This window comes from Pseudomonas viciae (assembly GCF_004786035.1).
Lineage (GTDB): Bacteria > Pseudomonadota > Gammaproteobacteria > Pseudomonadales > Pseudomonadaceae > Aquipseudomonas > Aquipseudomonas viciae.
On record NZ_CP035088.1, the window covers coordinates 3542693 to 3563670 of the forward strand.

At 59.2% G+C, this 20978-nt stretch carries 18 protein-coding genes and 1 tRNA gene; 13 read left to right on the plus strand and 6 right to left on the minus strand.

The annotated features are described in order from the left end of the window. Nucleotides 1-251: 251 nt before the first annotated feature. Nucleotides 252-1580, plus strand: a complete 1329-nt coding sequence (locus tag EPZ47_RS15710) for an alginate export family protein (protein WP_135845628.1) — start codon at nucleotides 252-254, stop codon at nucleotides 1578-1580. Nucleotides 1581-1619: 39 nt separating this feature from the next. Here EPZ47_RS15710 and EPZ47_RS30605 read toward each other — a convergent pair whose 3' ends face one another. Further along, nucleotides 1620-2591, minus strand: a complete 972-nt coding sequence (locus EPZ47_RS30605; RefSeq protein ID WP_135845629.1) for a methyl-accepting chemotaxis protein — start codon at nucleotides 2589-2591, stop codon at nucleotides 1620-1622. Between the two features lie 210 nt (nucleotides 2592-2801). Here EPZ47_RS30605 and EPZ47_RS15720 point away from each other — a divergent pair, with 210 nt between their 5' ends. From EPZ47_RS15720 to EPZ47_RS15740, 5 genes are all read left to right on the plus strand, one after another. Continuing rightward, nucleotides 2802-4289: an aldehyde dehydrogenase family protein gene (locus EPZ47_RS15720; RefSeq protein ID WP_135845630.1), complete on the plus strand. Its 1488-nt coding sequence runs from the start codon at nucleotides 2802-2804 to the stop codon at nucleotides 4287-4289. A 207-nt stretch (nucleotides 4290-4496) separates the two neighbouring features. Then, nucleotides 4497-5327 carry an endonuclease/exonuclease/phosphatase family protein gene (locus tag EPZ47_RS15725; RefSeq protein ID WP_135845631.1) on the plus strand — a complete coding sequence of 277 codons (831 nt, stop codon included), beginning with the start codon at nucleotides 4497-4499 and terminating at the stop codon, nucleotides 5325-5327. A 140-nt stretch (nucleotides 5328-5467) separates the two neighbouring features. Continuing rightward, complete coding sequence (locus EPZ47_RS15730) at nucleotides 5468-7891, plus strand: autotransporter family protein (RefSeq protein WP_135845632.1); 2424 nt, start codon at nucleotides 5468-5470, stop codon at nucleotides 7889-7891. Between the two features lie 271 nt (nucleotides 7892-8162). Next, the gene (locus tag EPZ47_RS15735; RefSeq protein WP_135845633.1) at nucleotides 8163-9077 is read left to right on the plus strand and encodes an autotransporter domain-containing protein; all 915 of its coding nucleotides are present in this window, start codon (nucleotides 8163-8165) and stop codon (nucleotides 9075-9077) included. Between the two features lie 177 nt (nucleotides 9078-9254). Then, the gene (locus EPZ47_RS15740) at nucleotides 9255-10880 is read left to right on the plus strand and encodes an NADP-dependent glyceraldehyde-3-phosphate dehydrogenase (protein ID WP_135845634.1); all 1626 of its coding nucleotides are present in this window, start codon (nucleotides 9255-9257) and stop codon (nucleotides 10878-10880) included. Nucleotides 10881-10898: 18 nt separating this feature from the next. Here the strand turns inward: EPZ47_RS15740 and EPZ47_RS15745 are convergent, their stop codons facing one another. Beyond that, nucleotides 10899-11792, minus strand: coding sequence for a DMT family transporter (locus EPZ47_RS15745; RefSeq protein WP_135845635.1), 894 nt, complete (start codon nucleotides 11790-11792; stop codon nucleotides 10899-10901). A 134-nt stretch (nucleotides 11793-11926) separates the two neighbouring features. Here EPZ47_RS15745 and EPZ47_RS15750 point away from each other — a divergent pair, with 134 nt between their 5' ends. Then, nucleotides 11927-12364: an Lrp/AsnC family transcriptional regulator gene (locus tag EPZ47_RS15750; protein WP_135845636.1), complete on the plus strand. Its 438-nt coding sequence runs from the start codon at nucleotides 11927-11929 to the stop codon at nucleotides 12362-12364. A 42-nt stretch (nucleotides 12365-12406) separates the two neighbouring features. Here the strand turns inward: EPZ47_RS15750 and EPZ47_RS15755 are convergent, their stop codons facing one another. Both EPZ47_RS15755 and EPZ47_RS15760 read right to left on the minus strand, forming a co-directional pair. Continuing rightward, complete coding sequence (locus tag EPZ47_RS15755) at nucleotides 12407-13762, minus strand: hypothetical protein (RefSeq protein ID WP_135845637.1); 1356 nt, start codon at nucleotides 13760-13762, stop codon at nucleotides 12407-12409. A 400-nt stretch (nucleotides 13763-14162) separates the two neighbouring features. Next, the gene (locus EPZ47_RS15760) at nucleotides 14163-14834 is read right to left on the minus strand and encodes a Bax inhibitor-1/YccA family protein (RefSeq protein ID WP_122564621.1); all 672 of its coding nucleotides are present in this window, start codon (nucleotides 14832-14834) and stop codon (nucleotides 14163-14165) included. Between the two features lie 124 nt (nucleotides 14835-14958). Between EPZ47_RS15760 and EPZ47_RS15765 the strand changes: the two genes are divergently transcribed. The 3 genes from EPZ47_RS15765 (at nucleotide 14959) to EPZ47_RS15775 (ending at nucleotide 18112) form a co-directional block, all read left to right on the plus strand. Next, nucleotides 14959-15046 (plus strand) — tRNA-Ser (locus tag EPZ47_RS15765). A 129-nt stretch (nucleotides 15047-15175) separates the two neighbouring features. Continuing rightward, complete coding sequence (locus EPZ47_RS15770) at nucleotides 15176-16036, plus strand: prohibitin family protein (RefSeq protein WP_135845638.1); 861 nt, start codon at nucleotides 15176-15178, stop codon at nucleotides 16034-16036. A 279-nt stretch (nucleotides 16037-16315) separates the two neighbouring features. Further along, the gene (locus tag EPZ47_RS15775; protein WP_135845639.1) at nucleotides 16316-18112 is read left to right on the plus strand and encodes a DAHL domain-containing protein; all 1797 of its coding nucleotides are present in this window, start codon (nucleotides 16316-16318) and stop codon (nucleotides 18110-18112) included. A 38-nt stretch (nucleotides 18113-18150) separates the two neighbouring features. Here EPZ47_RS15775 and EPZ47_RS15780 read toward each other — a convergent pair whose 3' ends face one another. Next, nucleotides 18151-19050: a polysaccharide deacetylase family protein gene (locus EPZ47_RS15780; protein WP_135845640.1), complete on the minus strand. Its 900-nt coding sequence runs from the start codon at nucleotides 19048-19050 to the stop codon at nucleotides 18151-18153. Nucleotides 19051-19266: 216 nt separating this feature from the next. On the opposite strand from EPZ47_RS15780, the gene EPZ47_RS15785 reads away from it, so the two are divergent. Both EPZ47_RS15785 and EPZ47_RS15790 read left to right on the plus strand, forming a co-directional pair. Further along, nucleotides 19267-19521: a DUF6555 family protein gene (locus EPZ47_RS15785; protein WP_025213787.1), complete on the plus strand. Its 255-nt coding sequence runs from the start codon at nucleotides 19267-19269 to the stop codon at nucleotides 19519-19521. 171 nt (nucleotides 19522-19692) lie between these two features. Further along, nucleotides 19693-19923: a hypothetical protein gene (locus EPZ47_RS15790; RefSeq protein ID WP_135845641.1), complete on the plus strand. Its 231-nt coding sequence runs from the start codon at nucleotides 19693-19695 to the stop codon at nucleotides 19921-19923. A 189-nt stretch (nucleotides 19924-20112) separates the two neighbouring features. Here EPZ47_RS15790 and EPZ47_RS15795 read toward each other — a convergent pair whose 3' ends face one another. After that, on the minus strand, nucleotides 20113-20298 hold the full coding sequence (locus EPZ47_RS15795; protein ID WP_135845642.1) for a hypothetical protein: 186 nt from the start codon (nucleotides 20296-20298) through the stop codon (nucleotides 20113-20115). Between the two features lie 284 nt (nucleotides 20299-20582). Here EPZ47_RS15795 and EPZ47_RS15800 point away from each other — a divergent pair, with 284 nt between their 5' ends. Then, on the plus strand, nucleotides 20583-20945 hold the full coding sequence (locus EPZ47_RS15800) for an NUDIX hydrolase (protein WP_135845643.1): 363 nt from the start codon (nucleotides 20583-20585) through the stop codon (nucleotides 20943-20945). Nucleotides 20946-20978: the final 33 nt, after the last annotated feature.

A 20978-nucleotide genomic window follows, 5' to 3' on the forward strand; every position in this document is an offset into this window, starting at 1 on the left:
TCAGCCGTCCAGGAGCTGGCGTTCAACCCTCCCCAGCCAGTCCCTGATCGAAACGGCGGTGCGTGCAGCATTACTCTGCGCCGCGCCGCCTCGGGCGTCTTGCCCATGTCTGCCGTCGGTTTTGTTGCTGCCTGCCAGCACTCGCCCCTTGGCGGGCTGAATCAATTGCCTGGCAGGCAGGTGAAAGACTTCCCCGTGCCCTACTCCCCTTAATGCGCGCTCTGCTGACCTATCACACCGGGGAAACCACCATGGAGCAAACACGCAAAGCACCTTTGTTATCCAAGGCAATCGGCCTGGGCATCGCCCTGCTGGTCGCCGATTCATCGGCCCACGCTTATGAGCTGTACGCCGACGAAGACACCACCGTTACCGGCAACTTCCTGGCGGTCTACGGGATGTTCAACAGCCGCAAGAACTACGACGGCAGCACCGGCGGTTCGAGCTGGCGCGAGGGCTTTATCAAGTATGGCTTGAGTATCGATCAGACGCTCAATGGCCTGGGCAGTGTCTACGGGACGGCCAACCTGGTCAGCTCTGGCACCTGGGGCGACGGCGATGCGGCTGGCCTGAGCGATGGTTCCGAGCGCACCACAAAATTCGATGAAGCCTTTGCCGGCTGGCGTTCGGGGGATCTGTTCCCGGTGCTGGGCAAGGACGGCGTCGACGTGTCCTATGGTCGCCAGGTAATCACCCTCGGCGATGGTTTCATCGTCAACGACGACGGCCTGAACCTGGGCAAAGGTGTGGCCGATGGCGAACTCAACCGCGGCGGCGCCTATTACCTGGCGGCCCGTCATGCCTTCGACAAAACCGCCGTGCTGCGCCTGGGTGGCAAGGAAGGCGTGCATGGCAGCCTGATGTGGATCAAGTCCGACAATCGCGCCCAGGCCAACACTGAAATGGCCGCCGGCACCCTGGAGTACAGCGCCGCGCCTGGCACCCTGGGGCTGACCTATATCCATGGCATCGATGTCGACGACCACTACGCCAGCGACTTCCAGAAGCAACGCGAAGGCATGAACATCTACAGCCTGCGTGGCGCCGGGAACGCCGGCATCGAAAACGCCCACTTCGCCTTCGAATACGCCTGGCAAGACAAGGACGCCGGCCCGGAGAAAGCCTGGTACACCGAAGCCGGCTACACCTTCGCCGACCTGCCCTGGACGCCCGACCTGACCTATCGCTACAGCCGTTATTCGAAAAACTGGGACTCGATGTTCAACGGCCAGAACCGTGGCTATGGCACCTGGTTCCAGGGCGAAGTGGCCGGCAACTACTCCGGGCCATTCAACAGCAACACCGCGATCCAGCACGTCGGGCTCAAGCTCAAACCAGCGGAAACGGTGACCATCGGCGCATTGTTCTTCGACTACAAAACCCTGCACACCCGCGAGGCGTTGAACCTCGATGGGCGCGAAATGGACCTGTATGTGGAATGGGCGGTGAACGAGCACCTGATCGTCACGCCGTTGGTGGGCTTGTACAAGCCTGAGAAGGATGCGGACAGCGGCGGCAATCAGGTGGGCGGCAATGGCACCAACGTCTACAGCCAATTGGTGGTGGCGGTTCCATTCTAACGGTGTCGGGAGCTGCCCCAGCGGCGGCTCCCGCCCGGTTTATTGTTTGTGCTGATGCAACATGGTCTGGATCTGATGCGTTGCCTGGCGGGTGCTTTCAGCCAACTTGCGCACCTCGTCGGCGACCACGGAGAAACCGCGCCCGACCTCACCAGCCCTGGCGGCCTCAATCGCCGCGTTCAGTGCGAGCAGATTGGTCTGGTCGGCAATGCCCTTGATCACCCCCACCACCGTGGCAATCTGGGCGTAGGTCACCTGGTTCTGCTCCAGCATGCGCTGATGGGTGGACTGGGCCGAGCGTTCATCGCTGATGTCGCGTACCGCGCCGATGACGCGAACCAGGCAGCCCTGGGCGTCCCGGACCGCACGACCACGTTCGCGGCACCAGATGTAATCCCGCGTCTTGTGGCGCATCCGGTATTCGAACACGTATTCGCCGCTGCCTTGGGAACCGAGGATTTCCCGATCGAAAATCGCCATGATCTTCGGCAGGTCATCCGGGTGGGTAATGCCGACTTGTGCATCCCAGCCGTCAGGCAATTCGTTTGCCCCGTAGCCCAGCAACGCGCGAAACTGGCTGGAAAATCGCATGCCGCTGGCCGGGTGCTGAAGATCACCGTTGACCACCGTGATGTCCCAGCAGCCTTCGGTCAGGGTCGATTGCAACAGCTCCCAGATCTGCGCTTCCTGGCGCTGTTGCTGTAGCTGCTGGCTGTGCTCATCCAGGCGGGCTTGCAGCAGCTGTTCGCGCTCCCGGGCCTGTTCCAGTTGTTGGCGAACGGCTTCCAGCGCGTGCTCACTTTGCTGCCCCCGACAGGTTTGCTCAGTCAGCCGTTCTTCGGCCTGGCGAAGCTGCTCGGTAGCGTTGGCCATCTGCCGGGCATGCTGCTCCAGACAACCGCGCAGTTGCGGATACGTCTCCAGCATCGGCGCATCGTCCGTTGCGCCGGCCAGGGTTCGCTGCATTTGTTCGATCAATGCCAGTTTCTGTTTGTTGGTCTGGAGAAACATCGCCCGCCCCTTTGCCCATCAAGTCGAAACACTGATCTGAACGCAAACCGGACGTGCAGGCTTGTACTTGGCTGCACCGGCCTTTGCACCAGCCTGCCAGCCCCAGGCAATTGGCAGCCACAGACATACCGTGGGGCAGGCACAGTCAAGCGCCCCTGCGCCCCGGGGATTAACCTCGGGCTTTCCCTTGTTCGCGATCAGGAACCCCTCATGAGCGATATTGCCCTGCTGCCTCAGGTCAAAGCCTTTCTCGGTCGACACCACGCACTGTTCATCGATGGCCACGCCCTCGAAAGCCAAAGTGGCCAGACGCTGGACGTCATCAATCCCGCCACCGGCCAGGTCATTGCCCAGGTCGGCACTGCATCGCCGGGCGATATCGACGCGGCGGTGGCGTCTTCCCGGCGCGGCTTCAAGCAGTGGTCCCAGGCAGCGCCAGCAGTTCGCGGCCAGGTGCTGCTCAAGCTGGCGGATCTGTTGGAACAGCATCGTGAAGAGCTGGCGCAGATCGAAACCTGCCAGTCGGGGAAAATCATTCATATTTCCCGCGCCTTCGAAGTCGACCAGGCCGCCCACTTCCTGCGTTACTACGCCGGTTGGGCCACCAAGATCGGCGGCCAGACGATCACCCCGTCTCTGCCCTCCTTCGCCGGGGAACGCTACACCGCGTTCACCCTGCGTGAACCGGTCGGGATAGTGGTCGGCATCGTGCCGTGGAATTTTTCCACCATGATCGCCATCTGGAAACTCGCCTCGGCGTTGGTGACCGGCTGCAGCATCATCATCAAACCCAGTGAGTTCACCCCACTGACCATCCTGCGCATCGCCGAACTGGCCATGGAGGCCGGCCTGCCGGCGGGCGTCCTCAATGTAGTGACCGGTGGCGGCCAGGTGGGCCAGGGCTTGATCGAGCATCCGGGCACCAACAAGGTCTCGTTCACCGGTTCCGTGGCGACCGGCATCGCCGTCGGCCAAGGCGCCATGGGCGCCGGGTTGACCCGAGCGACCCTGGAACTTGGCGGCAAGAATGCGGCGGGGTTCCTGCGGGATGTGGATCCCGACGTGGCAGTCAACGGCATCATCGAAGCGGGCTTCCTGCACTCGGGGCAAATCTGTGCGGCGGCCGAGCGCTTCTTTGTCCATCGCTCGCAACTTGAACCGATCGTGGACAAACTGGCCCAGCGCCTGAGCAAGCTCAACATCGGCTCGCCCCTGGACGAGCGCACCGAGTTCGGCCCGGTTACCAACCGTCAGCATCAACAGAAACTCGCGGCGTTCTTCGACAAGGCCCGGGCGCAAAACAACACCATCGTCCACGGCGGCAAACTGATCGACGGCCCTGGTTGCTACGTCGAGCCGACCATCATCCTCGCCAACCGTCGCGACGACAGCCTGCTCAACGAAGAGACCTTCGGCCCGATTGCCACGTTCTTCCCCTACGACAGCGAAGAGGAACTGCTGGAGCTGATGAACGACACGCCTTATGGCCTGAGCGCCAGCCTGTGGACCAACGACCTGGGCAAGGCCCTGCGCATGGTTCCCGCCATCGAAGCCGGCACTGTATGGGTGAACATGCACACCCTGCTCGATCCGGCGGTGCCCTTTGGTGGCAGCAAATCTTCAGGGATAGGCCGGGAGTTTGGCAGCGCGTTTATCGACGACTACACCGAACTGAAATCGGTGATGATTCGATACTGACGGTCAACGCCCAGGAGTCTGCGTCCAGCACATTTTCCGGGGTGCCCGGAGAGTTTGTGTACACCCCAAAATCCCCTGTGGGAGCGGGCTTGCTCGCGATAGCGGTGGGTCAGCTTGCAACGAAGTTGACTGGATACACGAAAAAACCGGAACTGCCCAAGCCTCCCGTCAGTCGCATGAACAGGTACGTCTGATTCAGGAGTAAATGTGACTCACGATCCCGACTGGCGGGCCGTCGAATCAGTGCCATTGGGCTCGCCTGCGGCGGTCCACCGGCTGCGGGTTCTGACGGTCAACACCCACAAGGGTTTCACCGCCCTCAACCGTCGTTTCATCCTGCCCGAATTGCGTGAAGCGGTGCGCAGTACCGGCGCCGACCTGGTGTTCCTGCAAGAAGTGCTGGGTGTACACGACCGCCACGCATCGCGCTACGACAACTGGCCGCAGACGTCGCAATACGAATTTCTCGCCGACAGTATGTGGAGCGACTTCGCCTACGGTCGCAACGCGGTGTACCCCGACGGCCATCACGGCAATGCCTTACTGTCCAAATACCCGATCCGCCAATTCCGCAACCTCGACGTCTCGATCACCGGCCCGGAACGACGGGGGTTGCTGCATTGCGTGCTGGACGTCCCCGGCCACGCCGAGGTCCATGGGATCTGCGTGCACCTGAGCCTTTTGGAAAGTCATCGCCAATTGCAGCTCAAACTGCTCTGCCAATTGCTCGACTCGCTGCCCGACGACGCCCCGGTGATCATCGCCGGCGATTTCAACGACTGGCAGTTGCGCGGCAATACCGCCCTGGCCCGCCGTCAATACCTGCACGAAGCCTTCGAGCACCATCACGGCCGCCCTGCCCGGACCTATCCGGCCCGCTTCCCCCTGCTGCGCCTGGACCGCATTTACCTGCGTAACGCCACCAGCCGTGCCCCACAAATCCTCGGCAGCAAACCCTGGACCCACCTGAGCGATCACCTGCCACTTTCGGTGGAAGTGCATCTATCCCCCCCCTTAAAAGCTGCGCCCTACCTGTAAGTTCTGACAGTAGCGACGCCCCTTATTCGTTGTTAGCGTGCCATTCCATACAGCGAGCGTTGCCAGGCCCTGTGTGCCTTCTGTAGTGCAACCGATGCTGAATCCGGCATACCACGGATGCCGAAGCAGAGGGATAGCACATGAACTTGCGCGAGCATGGATTCAATCGGCTGTTCAACGCCCTATGGGTATCGGCCCCCTTCCTCCTACCTGTCCCGTCTGCCCTGGCGGCTTGCACGTTGACGCCAACCGCTGGCAATGACACCTATGTCTGCGACAGTGGCACCAGCCCCGGGCTGACGGATCTTTCAGGCAATAACCGCCTGACGATGCCGGCCAATGGTGGCGGCGTCATTCAGGGTGACGTCACTTTTGGCGCCGGAGTCGACAGGATCGAGATTAACGCCAACGGTGTGATTCAGGGCGACGTACAACAAGGCTCCGGCATTGACGATTTCGTCATGAATGGCGGCACCATCGAGTCACTGGCCCAAGGCGACGGCCTCGATACATTTTTCATGACTGGCGGCACCATTATCGGAGCGTTCGAAGACGGCGATGAAGCCAAAATGACCGGTGGCACCATTGGTAGGGTCGACATGAAACTCGACGACAACATTTTCGATATGTCCGGCGGGCAGATTCTCGGCAATTTGGTGACCGGTTTTGGCCAGGACACCATTACCCTGTCCGCAGGACGCATCGGCGGTAACGTGAGTGTCAGCGGCGGCAACGACAGTATTACCGTGAGCGGTGGCGAAATCGTCGGCGAGGTCCGTAGCAGTTTCGGCGATGACCAACTGCAGTGGAGCGGCGGCCTGATTCGCTCGGCCATTTTGATGGGTGAAGGCAACGACACGGCGCTGCTGAGCAGCCTCGATGAAACCGTGCTCGCCACCACACCCAGCCTGGATGGCGGGTTGGGCCAGGACGTTTTGAGCTTCGAAGGCACGACCTCCGGCACCGGCTCCCGCTACATCAACTGGGAAACGGTCAACCTCACCCAAGGCTCGCGCCTGGACCTCAATGACACGCTGACATTGGGCGACAGTGCCACCGCCACCGGGACACTCAACATCGAAAGCGGTAGCACGCTGACGGCGACCCAAGGCGTCATTGCCCCTTTTACTGCCGGTCAACTGGCGACGCTCAACAACGCCGGCACGGTTGACCTTACCGCCGACAACAGCCGCACCGACGATACCCTCACCGTCCAGGGCAATTACGTCGGCAACAATGGCCAGTTGCGCCTGCAAACGGTACTCGGCGCCGACGACTCCCCCAGCGATAAACTGGTGGTCAATGGCGCAACGCTCACCGGCAGTACCGCCATCACGGTCACCAACCTGAACGGCGCGGGCGCCTTGACCACCCAGGACGGCATCGAACTGGTCCAGGCACAAGGCGGGGCTGTCAGCGACAGCGGTGCTTTTTCACTGGCCCAAGCGGTCTCGGCCGGCGCATTCGACTACCGCTTGTTCAAGGGGGGTGTGACCGGCAATGAAAACAACTGGTACCTGCGCTCCACCGTGGTAGCAGGCCCGATAGCGGCGCCCAGTCCGACATTGCCTGCTCTACCTGTCGCGGTGCCCGGTGCCGCGCCGATTCCGTTGTATCGCCCGGAAGTGCCGACCTGGTCGGTGTTGCCTCCTGCTGCGGCGCAACTGACGCTGATGGCCCTGGGCACGTTCCATGACCGCCAGGGTGACCAGCGCTTGCTCACGGAGACCGGGGCATTCGCCGCGGGTTGGGGCCGGGTCTATGGCAAGGATCTGGATCAGACCTGGGCCGGCACCGTAACCCCGCGCCTGGACGGCTCCATCAAGGGCTTTCAAGTAGGCAACGATCTGTACAGCTCGGCGCTGTCCGGCGGCCAGACCCAACGCCTCGGCTTCTTCGTCGGCCATACCGAACTCAATGGCGATGTCAAAGGTTTCAACCTGGGCTTCCAAGGTCGGCACGCCGGCAAGATAGAACTCGACGGCGACAGTTTCGGGCTGTACTGGACCCTCATCGATCCCTCCGGTGGCTACGTCGACACAGTGATGATGGGCACACGGCTGAATGGCGACAACCGTTCCGAACGCGGGGTAAAAATCGACAATCGCGGGCACGCCTTGACCTTATCGGCGGAGGCTGGTTATCCCTTCGCCATGGCCGCCAACTGGGTCCTCGAACCCCAGGTCCAAATCATCCATCAGAAAGTGTCCCTGGACACCCAGGATGACGGGATCTCCAGGGTCGAGTTCGATTCCGACAGTGCCAGGACTGGCCGCCTCGGCGCTCGCCTCAAGGGCCGCTATCAGGTCAGCGGCATACCCGTGGAACCGTATCTGCGTGCCAACCTCTGGCACACTTTTTCCGGCACCGATGCGGTGACGTTCGACAATGTCCAAAGGATCGAAACTCAACAGCGCGCCTCCACTGGCGAACTGGGTATTGGTGTCATCGTGAGCCTGGCCCCCACGGTCAACGTCTACGCCGGGGCGGACTACAGCAACAACCTCGACAGCAATCAGCAGCGCAGTCTGGCCGGCAAACTCGGCATAAGGATCAGATGGTAAACCTGCAACCATTAAAAAATAAAATACGATATAAAACATCAAGTTATACATCCTGATTAAACATTGCCATTCATCGTCCATTTTCTTGACGCAACGGCATCGATCCTCTTGACTACAACGTACTACCCCCGGAAATACAGTCAGGGGCAGGCCTCTGGAACCCGCTACAACGGGCCGCCAGAGGCTTGCCTCAATCCATTCGGTCGCCCCTCATTCGGGGTAGGAGAGACGCCAAAAGCGAGAAACGCATGCGATTGCAAGGCAGGCCCCCATGAAAACCTCCCTCCGCCCACAAGAGATCACCACCACTTTTTACACCGTCTCGACGTCGTTGCTGCTTCTTTCGTCCATGGAGGTTCAGGCCTGGCCTGTCGAAGAGACGTCGCAACCCTGGTACGGTCGAACATCGCAGGACAGCCAGAATGCCGCGGTCAGCGGCACTGACGTGGCATCGAACAAAAGCCCCGCCCTATTCACACTGCGCAACGACAGCGGGCACACCCAGCGTATGGGTCTGATCAGTGGACAAAACCAAATCATCTCCAACGCCGGTGGCGTGCTGATGACGCCAGCCATGGCCGAACCGGGAAAAGACGCGTTGAACCTGCAGGGCCCTAACCTGGGTGCCTACTGGAGCCTGACCGGACCCACCGGCTGGCACGTGGACCTGAGCGCCAGCGGTGGGCGGGTCAACGGCTACGGCCGAACCGAACAAGGCCAGCGCCAGGCTGCCGAAGGCAACGCTGTGACGCTGTCGGTCGAAGGTGGCTTTCCGATCGGCATCAGCACCCACTGGGTGGTCGAACCCCAGGCGCAATTGATCAACCAGCGCGTCACCCTCGAAACACCGAATGCCGAGAGCGGCACCCGTAATGAACTGAACACCTGGAGCGGTCGCGTTGGCGCACGCCTCAAAGGTAATTACCAGGTCAACGGCCTGGGCGTGGAGCCCTACGTGCGAACCAACCTGTGGCATACCGTCCAGAACAACGACACCTTGACCCTGGACAAGGTCGACAAGATCAGCAGCAGCCGCAAATCTTCCACCGTCGAAGTTGGCCTGGGCCTGGTGGCCCGGGTCACGCCGCTGGTAAGCCTGTATGTCAGCGCCGACTACAGCAGTGATGTCGACGACAACGATTTGAACGGCATCATTACCAGCATGGGTGTGCGGATGCGCTGGTAAAACCCTGCCAAGGCGGGTCGGCACAACGTGCTGCCGGCCCGTCGGGCTGCTCGGTTAAAATTCCCGTCACCCGCCCATGCCACTTAAAAAAAACCTCCATTAAGGCGTATAACGCTAAAAGCGCTTTACGCCTGCAAGCCGTTTGCCCATGGCTCATTTCATTGATGGAGTAACGACATGACCACAGCCCCTCTCCTCGCCAAGCTGTTTCCCAGTGCTGCCGAGATCCCGGATGCCTACCGCCTCGAGGGTCAGATCGAGCAACGCGAGTACCTGGTCGATGGCGTCCTGGAAACCTGGCAAGGGCCGCTGGCCACGGTGCGCAGCCCGGTGTACCTGGCCGGCCCCCATGGCGATGAGCAAGTGATTCTTGGCAGTACGCCGCTGCTCGATGCCGAAACAGCCCTCACCGCCCTGGATGCGGCCGTCCGGGCCTATGATCGCGGCCAAGGCCAGTGGCCAACCATGCGCGTCGCCGAGCGTATCCGTCATGTGGAAACCTTCCTGGCACGCATGCGCGAGCAACGCGAAGCGGTGGTCAAGTTACTGATGTGGGAAATCGGCAAGAACCTCAAGGACTCCCAGAAGGAGTTCGACCGTACCTGCGACTACATCGTCGACACCATCAATGCCCTCAAGGAACTGGACCGGCGCTCCAGCCGCTTCGAACTCGAACAAGATACCCTCGGGCAGATCCGCCGCGTGCCCCTGGGCGTAGCCTTGTGCATGGGGCCCTACAACTATCCATTGAACGAAACCTTCACCACGTTGATTCCCGCCTTGATCATGGGTAACACCGTGGTGTTCAAGCCGGCCAAACTCGGGGTCCTGCTGATTCGTCCGTTGCTGGAGGCCTTCCGCGACAGCTTCCCGGCAGGCGTGATCAATGTGATTTACGGCAGCGGCCGGGAAACCGTCAGCGCGCTGATGGCCAGCGGCAAGATCGACATCTTCGCCTTCATCGGCACCAACAAGGCCGCCAGTGACCTGAAGAAACTCCACCCGCGCCCACACCGTTTGCGTGCTGCCCTGGGCCTGGACGCGAAGAACCCCGGGCTGGTGCTGCGGGACGTCGACCTCGACAACGCCGTCAGCGAGGCGCTGACCGGCTCGTTGTCATTCAACGGCCAGCGCTGCACGGCGTTGAAAATCCTGTTTGTCCATGAAGATGTGGCACCGGCGTTCATCGAAAAATTCAATGCCCGGCTCGCGGCCCTGAAACCCGGCATGCCGTGGGAAGACGGCGTGGCGCTGACGCCGTTGCCGGAGGCAGGCAAGGCCGACTATCTGCACTCGCTGGTGGCCGATGCGCTCGCCAAAGGCGCAGCGGTGACCAATGCCCACGGTGGCGAATCCCGCAGCTCGTTCTTCTACCCGGCCGTGCTCTATCCGGTGAATACCGCGATGCGGGTCTACCACGAAGAACAATTTGGCCCGGTCGTCCCCATCGTGCCGTACCGCGACCTCAATACCGTGGTCGATTACGTGCTCGAATCCGACTTCGGCCAACAGCTGAGTATTTTCGGCACCAATCCGGCCGAAGTCGGCAAGCTGGTGGACACCTTCGCCAACCAGGTCGGGCGCATCAACATCAACGCCCAGTGCCAGCGTGGCCCCGACACCTTCCCGTTCAACGGCCGGAAAAACTCCGCCGAGGGCACCTTGTCCGTGCACGATGCCCTGCGTACTTTTTCGATCCGCACCCTGGTGGCAACCAAGTTCCAGGACAACAACAAGGCGCTGATCAGCGACATCATCCGCGACCGGGACTCGAACTTCCTGAGCACCGACTACATTTTCTGAACCACGCCGAACGGTGGGCTACGACAGGGCTGGGCGACGCAACTTGATGCCCCAGCCCTGTTGCATACCCGCCGCCGCCAACAGGATCGCCGCCACCCCCAGCCATTGCAGCGGCTCGAGGCGATGACCGAAGGCAAACCAATCGACGAAGATCGCCGCAATCGGATAAATGAACGACAGCGCGCCGGTGAGCGCAGTCGGCAATCGTTGAATCGCGCTGTACAACAACACGTACATCACGCCGGTGTGCACCATGCCCAGGGTCAGCAGGCTGGCCCACGCTTCGGCGTGTTGCGGCAGCGCAGAGAAGTTTGCCCAGGGCGCCAACAGCAATACACCGGTGCTGACCTGAATCAGCGCGATCAGATGCGGCGGCGTGCCGGTCAGGCGCTTGATGATCAGCGCCGCGATGGCATACAGCAATGCTGCGCCCAGCGCCAACGCGATGCCCAGCAGATAGTCGTCGCCACCCTGCCCTTGCTCACCGTGGGCGCTGACGATTGCCAACATTCCAAGAAACGACACCGCCAGCCAGAGCAGTTTTTGCGCGGTGATCTTTTCCCCGAGGAACAACGCCGCCAGCCCCACCAACATGAACGGTTGAACGTTGTACACCGCCGTACCGATGGCAATCGAAGCGCGGGAGTAAGAGGCAAACAACAACACCCAGTTGCCGACAATCGCCACACCACTGAGCACCGCCAGCAGGAATGTCGTACGCGTCAGGATGCCCGGACGCAAGAAGCCGAAACCGGCGCAGATCAGTAACAAGGTGGCGGCACCGAACACGCAGCGCCAGAACACCACATCCAGCACCGGCAGGCCCGAGACCAGCACGAACCAGCCGATGGTTCCGGAAATCAGCATGGCGGCCGTCATTTCGAGCGAACCGCGGCGTAGGGTCTTGTCCATCTTCAGGCTCCTTCAGCAAGTGAGGCACAGTATGCCGAGCCGGCGGGAGGCTTCTCCATGGCTTGAAAAAGGCTAAACTGGCTTTCGACCTTTTTTATCAAGGCAACTTCGAGCATTCACCTAACGGAGCCGAAATGACTGACGACATCGACCAGATCCTCATCAGTGCCCTGATGGAAGACTCCCGGCGCTCCCTCAAGGCCCTGGCAAACCTCAGTGGCCTGTCGTCCCCCAGCGTCGCCGAACGACTTCGCCGGCTCGAAGAGCGCGGCGTACTCAGGGGCTACACCGTGGAGGTGGACCCGAAGTGCTTTGGCTATCAACTCCAGGCCATTGTGCGAATTCGCCCGCTACCGGGGCAGTTGCAGGAAGTGGAACGGCAGATCCAGGCCATCGCTGAATTTACCGAATGCGACAAGGTGACCGGTGACGACTGCTTCATCGCCCGGCTGCACGTGCGCTCGATGGAACAGCTGGACACGCTGCTGGACAGGCTCAATGTCCTGGCCGAGACCAATACGGCTATCGTCAAGAAGACGCCAGTCAAGCGGCGCTTGCCACCGATGGCGTGAGTTGGATCCGGCCTCGGTGTGTATCCGAGGCCGGAGGGTACGCTACTCCAGGTCTTCCAGTTCAGGGCTGCGTTGGACTTTTTGCACCTCTTGCTCAGGTGCATTGCTCGCTTTTATCAGCTTAAGTGTCTGTATTTTGGCGCAAGCATTGATGCCGTCCGCATAGATTCCGCTGTGGTTGCATTTCCAGTCGTAGAAGTTGGCCAGGGCGCCGGACAATTGCAGGCTGTAGTCGGTGCTCTGGGTGCCTGGGGTAAAGGGTTGACCCGCCGGAATGTTCTGGAACCACTTCATCCAGATATCACCACCAACGGGTGGCGAACTGGCCTGGAAGGTTGGGTTCATAATCGCCAGTTGTTGGTACTCAGCGGTCATGTGGCAACTCAGGCAGGAAGCCTGGGGGTTGTCCACGGGACCATTGAGGCGCCCGTTCCAACCCAGATGGGTCGGTGGCAGCTCTTTGGTATTGGCATTGATGGCGGTCTGCTTGAGCGCACGGTTGATTTTGGTTTCAGTGGGTGTCGGGTTGGTGAAATTGTTGCCGGTCTCTTTCGGATCGTTCCCCCACATGATCCCCACGGGCACCAGATTGTCCCAGCCCGGCTTACCGGTTACGGCACCGTTGTATTGGAAGGTGCCAAACAGCCAACCGGTATCTTTCACACGGGTATCCCGTACCGCGATGTCCATCTGAATCAATGCAACCTTGGTGACCTGGCGTTTTGTCGAGTAGAAGTCCGTGGTGGTGTAAGCACTCCAGAGCACTGGATTGACCAGAAACGGCACCGTACTGACGTCGATGTCGGCAAACAGCGCCTTGCACACCACCGTGCCGTTCGGAAAGCTTTTAGGGCTTGATGTATAGCTCGGGTCAGGATTCTGCGGGTCCTTCCAGACCTGGCCAATAGTGTAGGCGCCTATGTCGTTATAAATGCCCACTGCATAAGTCTGGCCACTCCCGGCTTGCGAACTCGCCAATTGATTGGGTTGGATCGGAGCTTCTTTGGTAAGGCCGTGCATAGCTTCACGGCCGTTGGGGCCATAATGCTGCCAAGGCATGTGATACCACTGACGAACCTTGTTTTTCTGCACATTCCAGTTGACCTCCGTATTGCCCTCTAGGCAGTACTTTTTCACCTCGTTCATATAGCTGCGCCAGGTTTCAAAATCGTTGTTGAAATTGGCGGGCAGTTGCTTGAAGAACGCCGGCATCGAAGAAGAGCCCGGCGCCACGGTGGGATAGTCCTGGCTGAGACGGAAAAGTTGAGTTCCGCCGGGGTACGCGGTCTTGGGCGGAGCAAAACCGAAATCCGGGAAGGTTCCAGCGTTGGCGCCAGCCATGTACAACGCGCCTGTCATGGCCAGCAGTGCAGCGATCTTTCCTTGGGGGTGGTTCATCAATATCTCCTTATAGGGAGAACGCCTGCCGTCCCATCGGATTGCTGACCGATGCGCAGGGCCTCCTTCTGTTATCAGGCTGAGGCAAAATGCCTAGCCCGCTCACGGTCCGCGTTCAGTGATGTGATACACCTCCTTGGTGCCCGGAAAACGGGCACGACCAGACAAGGCCGGGTAGCCAAATGCGTACGGTATGGGGGGGTTGTGGCGAGATTTCGCGCAGTCACTGATCGATCCACTTCATGCCGCCCCTGGCAATGCATTCCCTAGCCATAGGTGTAGATCATTTGTGCAAAGGTGCCATCACGTTTAAGGCTTTTTGCGGGCCATTGGCCACAGCACCAAAACGCAGGCGAAAAAAAGCCCGCCGAAGCGGGCTTTTCGTTCATCGCGAATGCAATCAGTCGTCGCGGCCCATCAGGCCGAACAGCTGCAGCAGGCTGACGAACAGGTTGTAGATCGACACATACAGGCTGACGGTCGCCATGATGTAGTTGCGCTCGCCGCCGTGGATGATGGCGCTGGTCTGGTACAGGATGCAGACCGACGAGAACAGCACGAAGCCGGCGCTGATCGCCAGTTGCAGGCCGCTGATCTGGAAGAAGAAGCTGGCCAGCACCGCGCCCATCAACACGAAGAAACCGGCGGTGATGAAGCCACCCAGGAAGCTCATGTCCTTGCGGGAGATCAGCACATAGGCCGACAGACCACCGAACACCAGTGCGGTCATGGCGAACGCCGAGCTGACCACTTCGGCACCACCCTGCATCTGCAGGTAACGGTTGAGAATCGGGCCGAGCAGGAAACCCATGAAACCGGTCAGGGCGAAGGTCGATACCAGGCCCCAGGCCGAATCACGGAGCTTGTTGGTGAGGAAGAAAAGACCGTAGAAACCGATCAGCACGACGAAGATGTTCGGGTAACCCACGCGCATCTGTTGTGCGACGTAGGCCATCACACCGCTGAAAGCGAGCGTGAGGGCCAGCAGGCCATAAGTGTTGCGCAGGACGCGGCTAACCTCTAGCTGCTCAGCCTGCACGCTGTTGTTCACTGCGTAATCCTGTTCGCGCATGGCGACACTCCTCCGGTTTTGAAACATTCAGTGGCAAGGATCATAACAGACGCTCTGTAACAAGCTACGTAGAGAGTTTGACAGTGTGTTTCATTCGGGTATTATGGCGCCCGCAACGCAATACGGAGGTGTGGCCGAGTGGTTTAAGGCAACGGTCTTGAAAACCGTCGACTGTAACAGGTCCATGAGTTCGAATCCCATCGCCTCCGCCATTTTCTTACGTTAAAGCCCTGATTATTCAGGGCTTTTTCGTGTCTGGCGTTCAGAAAGAATGCCCGCTTCGGTTTCAACATAGGTGCATAGCTATGGCAAAACCTACCCCTCCACTCAAGGAAAGAAACGTGACCAGTAAAACCATCGGATCTCTAGTGGCGGCACTCACAGGCATCGTCCTGTTGTTTGTCTTCTTTGGCAGTTGGTACACGGTCGACGAAACCGAACGCGGTGTTCTGCTGCGCAACGGTGCGCTGGTCGGGGTGGTGGAGCCAGGGCTGTCCTTCAAGACGCCGTTCATCGAGTCGGTACGCCTGATCAGCGTACAAAGCCAGGTTACGGCTTATGAAGACCTCCAGGCCTACAGCAAGGACCAACAGTCCGCGCAGCTCAAGGTATCGGTGTCCTGGCACATCGCGCCTTCCGATGTGGCGAAGGTCTACACCCAGTTCAAGGACCTTGAAGGCATCCGCGACCGGATGATCAGCCGCCAAGTGCCGACCCAGGTCGAAAACGTGTTCGGCAAGTTCAACGCCGTGGCCGCCGTGCAGAACCGTGTTCAGCTGGTCAACGATATTTCAACCGCTATCAAGGCGACCATCACCGGGCCGGTAATCATCGACAGCGTCCAAGTCGAAAACATCGACTTCAGTGACGCTTATGAGAAAGCCATCGAAGCGCGCATGGCGGCCGAAGTACAGGTTAAAACCCGTGAGCAGCAACTGGCGACCGAGCAGGTTCAAGCCCAGATTCGCGTGACCCAGGCCCAGGCGGAAGCCGACTCGCAAGTTGCGCAGGCCAAGGCAGACGCACTGGCCACTGAATTGCGTGGCAAGGCCGAAGCAGAAGCGATCAAGGCTCGCGCCCAGGCCCTGGCCAGTAACCAGAACCTGGTAGAGCTCACCAAAGCCGAACGCTGGAATGGTGTATTACCCACCACCGTGCTGCCGAACGGCGCCCTGCCCTTCATTGACATCAAGAACCAGTAAGCCCTTACCGGCGCGGCCAGTCCTGGCCGCGCTCGTCCGTCGTCTCGGTCCTTGCGGTCAATGACATCGACCTGTCTCGTTAACGCTACACTGACCTCACTGACGACCCCCGACGTTCACCGTTAGCAGGGAGCTCAACGTGTACCCAGGCAAAAGCACAGCGACGCAACTGTCGATACGACAACTACATCTTCACCCCCGCGATTACCGCCTTGAGCAGTCCTCCCCACTCGGAAATTCACCTATACCCTCGATAGCTGCTCTGCACAGGAGAACGGCGTGAGCACCCTTATCAAAAAATATAAATGGCCGGCCTTACTGGCTGTCGCGCTGATTGTCTTTTCCGCACTGATATTCTTTTTGATCAAGTCATACACCTACGACTCTTCGACCTACTTCGAATCCCGCGACTTCATTCGTCAGCTCAAACAATCGGATGCGAACTGGAGCGTCAAGATCCTGAGGAAAAAGATCGGCCTCAACAACAACCTGTCGCTGGCCCCACCGCTTGAAGCGAATAGCCGATGGGAGCAGTTGGAGCGACTCAATAACGCAGGGCCCCTGGCGGCGCTTTGGGCGTCCAGGCGCCAGGGCTATGTGGATGCGGTCAAGAACAAGACCCTGCTGGTCGAGCAATTCCAGCAACACAACGCCAATCTGCGCACATCCCTGGATGCGCTGCCGCTTGTCGAAGACCAGATTCAAACGTTGCTCAAGGACATGAACATCGAAAGCCCTACGCAGCGCCTGACCGCGGCGTCGAATATTCTTGAGCTGACACTGACCACCCTGGAATACACCCTCTATGTGACGTCAAGCAAAGCCAAGGAAGTGCAAAGCCAACTGGATGAGTTTGAGCAATACATTGCCCAGTTGCCTGCCGCCCATCAGCCACCCTTCATCATCCTGACCCAGCACATCAAGACCATTATCCAGGAACAACCGATCGTCAATGATCTGCTTGACCGCATCAGCGTGATTCCGGTCGCCCAGGAACTGGACAACATCACTGAGCTGCTGAACGAGACACAGCGCAGGACCGCCGCAACGGATCGTCAATATCATATCTATCTGGCCGTGTGTGCCAGCCTGATGGCGCTTTTCATGATCTACCTGGCAGTGCGGTTGGTGCGCAGCTACGCCGTCATCAACCAGATCAACCACGAACTGCAATCGTCCAATGAGCGGCTCGAGGAGCGAGTGCAAGAGCGTACTCGCGAGCTGATGGAGGCCGAGCGCGAACTGGTAGAGGCTGCGCGGATGGCGGGAATGGCCGAGATCGCCACGAATGTCTTGCACAACGTCGGGAATGTGCTCAACAGCGTGAATATTTCCGCGGACCTTGTGACGCGGAAATTGCGCAGCAGCAAGACACAGGGCCTCGCAAAAGCGGTAAAAATGATGAATGAACATGCCGAAGACCTCGGCCAGTTCATCACCTTCGATGAAAAAGGCAAATTATTGCCTCGCTACTTCAACGAGCTGGTCGACTCCATCGCCACCGAACAAGCACAGCTCATCGAAGAACTGGCGCAACTGACCAAAAGCATCGACCACATCAAAGAAATCGTCACCACTCAACAATCTTATGCCGGCGCCGCCAGGCTGATCGAAACGCTCAATATCAGTGACCTGTTCGAAGACGCATTACGCATGAACTCGGGTGCACTCAGTCGGCATCACGTCACCGTCATCAAAGATTATCAGGACGTCCCTACGATCGCTGGCGACAAGCACAGGTTGCTGTTGATCCTGATCAACCTCATCAGTAACGCCAAATTTGCGATGTCTCACGTCAGCGATCATCCGCGGGAAATGACGCTGGGGATCCGGATCCTCGATCAGACGACGTTGTGCCTCAGCGTCAAGGATCGAGGCGAGGGCATTGCGCCCGAGAACCTGGCCCGCATCTTCAACCACGGCTTCACGACTCGTAAGGACGGCCATGGCTTCGGCTTGCACAGCTGCGCCCTGGCCGCGGTTGAAATGCATGGCCGCCTCCACGTTCATAGCGACGGGCCGGGACAGGGAGCCTTGTTCACCTTGGAGATTCCACTGGAGCTGGCACACAGCTAAAGGCCCGTGTCGCCTGACGCCACGCTCGTGGGGCCCTGTCAGTGGGAATCCGAATCCCATAACCAATCCCACAAACCAGGCAGATGCACCGACTGGGCGGTGTCCTTGACCGTGCGCGCCAGCGCCGCGCGCTCCAGCGCCTGACGGTCATCATAGAAAGGCTTGGCGTCGGTCTTCACCCCCGTAGCTCGCGCAGCGTCGATCAGGATCTGCAGGTATTCCCGGGCATGTCGGGCGGTATAACGATTGAGGTCGTGAAAGGTGACCACCACCGGAATCACCCCATCAACCGCAGGCAACTGCCCCGCAGCGATGCGCTCACGCACTTCCGAGAGCTGGCGCGTCAGGTTGATTCGCCGTCGCGGGCTGACAGTGATACCCCAGACTTTGCCGTCATTGGCGCTCAGGTCAGTCAGCAATACATGCAGACCGTGCTGCTGGTAGGCCGCAAAGGTACGTCTGTTGTAGCTCCAGAACGGCGGCCTCACCAAAGTCGGCGCGGCACCGGTGATCGCGGCAATATCGGCGCTCCCCCTGACGAGTGACTGCTCCAGTTCGTCAGCACTCAAAAAGCGGTGATTGGTGTGCCAATAGGTCGCCGTATGAAAACCCAGTACGTGACCTTCGCGATGCTCACGGTGCATTACCGAGCGTCCGATATCACTGTTACCGGCTCGTAACGCACGGGTCTGGACAAAAAATACCGCCTTGATCCCCGGTTGCACGGGGTTGTGTTCAAGGGCATCCAGCACGTCCAGGCTCGGGTTCCAGAAGGACGATGCGCTGGGCCCGTCATCGAATGTCAGCAGGAAACGGATCGGGGGTTGTGACTGCAGGCTTTGCTCGGTTTTCGGGGTCAATTCGATGGGCGGGCCGATGCATCCCGACACACCGATGGCGAGGACTGCAATAGCCAGCGCCCTGACGATGTTTTTCATGTTTTGCCTTAATGTGATGCCGCACTGCCTTGCCTTTAATCCCTGGCCACGGTGTTGAAGCTCACCTTGGAGAAGGTTAACCGGGTTTGGTTCCTGACCGTGAGCACCGACTTGGCTGCTCTGGCTCCTGGTCTGATTTTTGACCGTCTGGATAATCCGATGGAATTTTCCGCCCGCCTCCGCATCCATCCGTATAGAACTAATTAGGGAGGATTTATGGGCGGGCCATCGCTTTACATCATCGACTACGTGCTCCATGGCGAGCCGAAGTCATTCATCATTCGCGCTGAAGTGATGAATAACTCCGAGGCTTGGCATTGGGCCAGTTGCGACGCGGGGGTCGGGCGCATACCGAAATTCGGACGGGAAAAGGTCAAGCGGGTCTCCAAACCCCTTGCCGAAAAATACGGCATTACCGACGTACGCTGGAGAGCGAGCGTCGCGCCGTCCTGGATCAAGGAGTCCGGCTGACTTAAATAACCCAGTTTCCGGCGCACCGGTTGTCCAGCCGGGCGCCGAATTCTTCGACAGAACCGATATAACTCAACTACGCTTAAACGACAGCATCACCCGCCTCTGGCGGGCTTTGTGCTGCCTTATCAACTTTGAATGCAACTCTGAATGTCTGAATGGAGGTGTGACATGTCCGAAAAAGAGTCCATCACCACGCTGCTTACCTTACTCGAATCGCGCCAGGCTAGACTCGCGGCGGCCTGCAAGGAAATCGCCGACTGGGTCGACCACCAGGGCGGGCATCCTACCGCGGTACGCATCCGCGACCGGCTCAACGACATTGATAAAGATGCTCCGTCGATCCAGAGCGCACTGACTTCGCTTAAGCCCATTGAGCGACCATTACCCAAGTTCCGCTAACGTTAGCCAGAGACATCGCTCCCCCTGGGCTCTACCGGCTGGAAAGCCGATGGACCGAGGGCGTTCTTTGCGCCTCGATTTTGATAAGTACCGATGCAAAGAGCCGCAGATGACGGGCGTTCGTTATGGATTAGGTGTAACCGCCCAGCCGTCGTTCAAAGAACTCGCGCCCTGGGGCGCGCGTTGCATCTACAGTCGCTCATTCAGATGAGCAACCCACTGCTCATAGGCTTCATGTTGACGCTGGACCGCTTCTTCCCAGGCTGTCCCGGTCATCTGATGAACACAAATGAGCTTCATCATTTCAGATGTCGCCGCGTCGAGCTCCACCAGGAGCTCGTGGGATTTGATTTTGAAGTCTTCAACGGTGGTCATCTTTTCTCTCCCCAATGCCAGGGGCTGGCCATCCACCCAATGAGCAATGGATTCATTTTTTCCAAGCTGATTCATTCCAGGCGATGACCGGTACTCCGCGCTAGGCCGGTGCTTGGCTTGATAGAACGAGCCTCAAACCAAGAATGAATTCAATCTTTACCCTCTCGTGGCGGTCGTACTGATATGACCTCGGAACAATCGCTTTTTTGAACAAGCTGATGACGCCTGGAACAAATATTGCAGTTATATTTCAATTTAATGACAGTCACTGATTGAGCAAGCCTATGAAAATTCGAGCGACCGTCATCTGCGAAGAGGATCGCCACATCCTGCTGGTCCGCAAAGCCAACAGCCGTTGGACACTGCCGGGGGGTACCGTCGAGCGCGGCGAAACCCATGCTGGGGCTGCACTCAGAGAGCTGGCGGAAGAAACCGGATTGGGCGCCGAAGACCTGCTGTACTTGATGCGGATCAGCGACGGTGAAACCGAACACCACGTGTTCGAAGCCTCGGTCAGTGACTCAAGGGCAGCCAGGCCACAAAATGAAATCAGCGATTGCCTTTGGCATCCGCTGGATGCCATTGCCCAATTGCAGATGAAAAAAGTCACGCGGGAGATTCTCGAGGCGTTTCGGCGGCGGTTGTGAGACATAACTCTCGGCGCCGGCATGAACAATGGA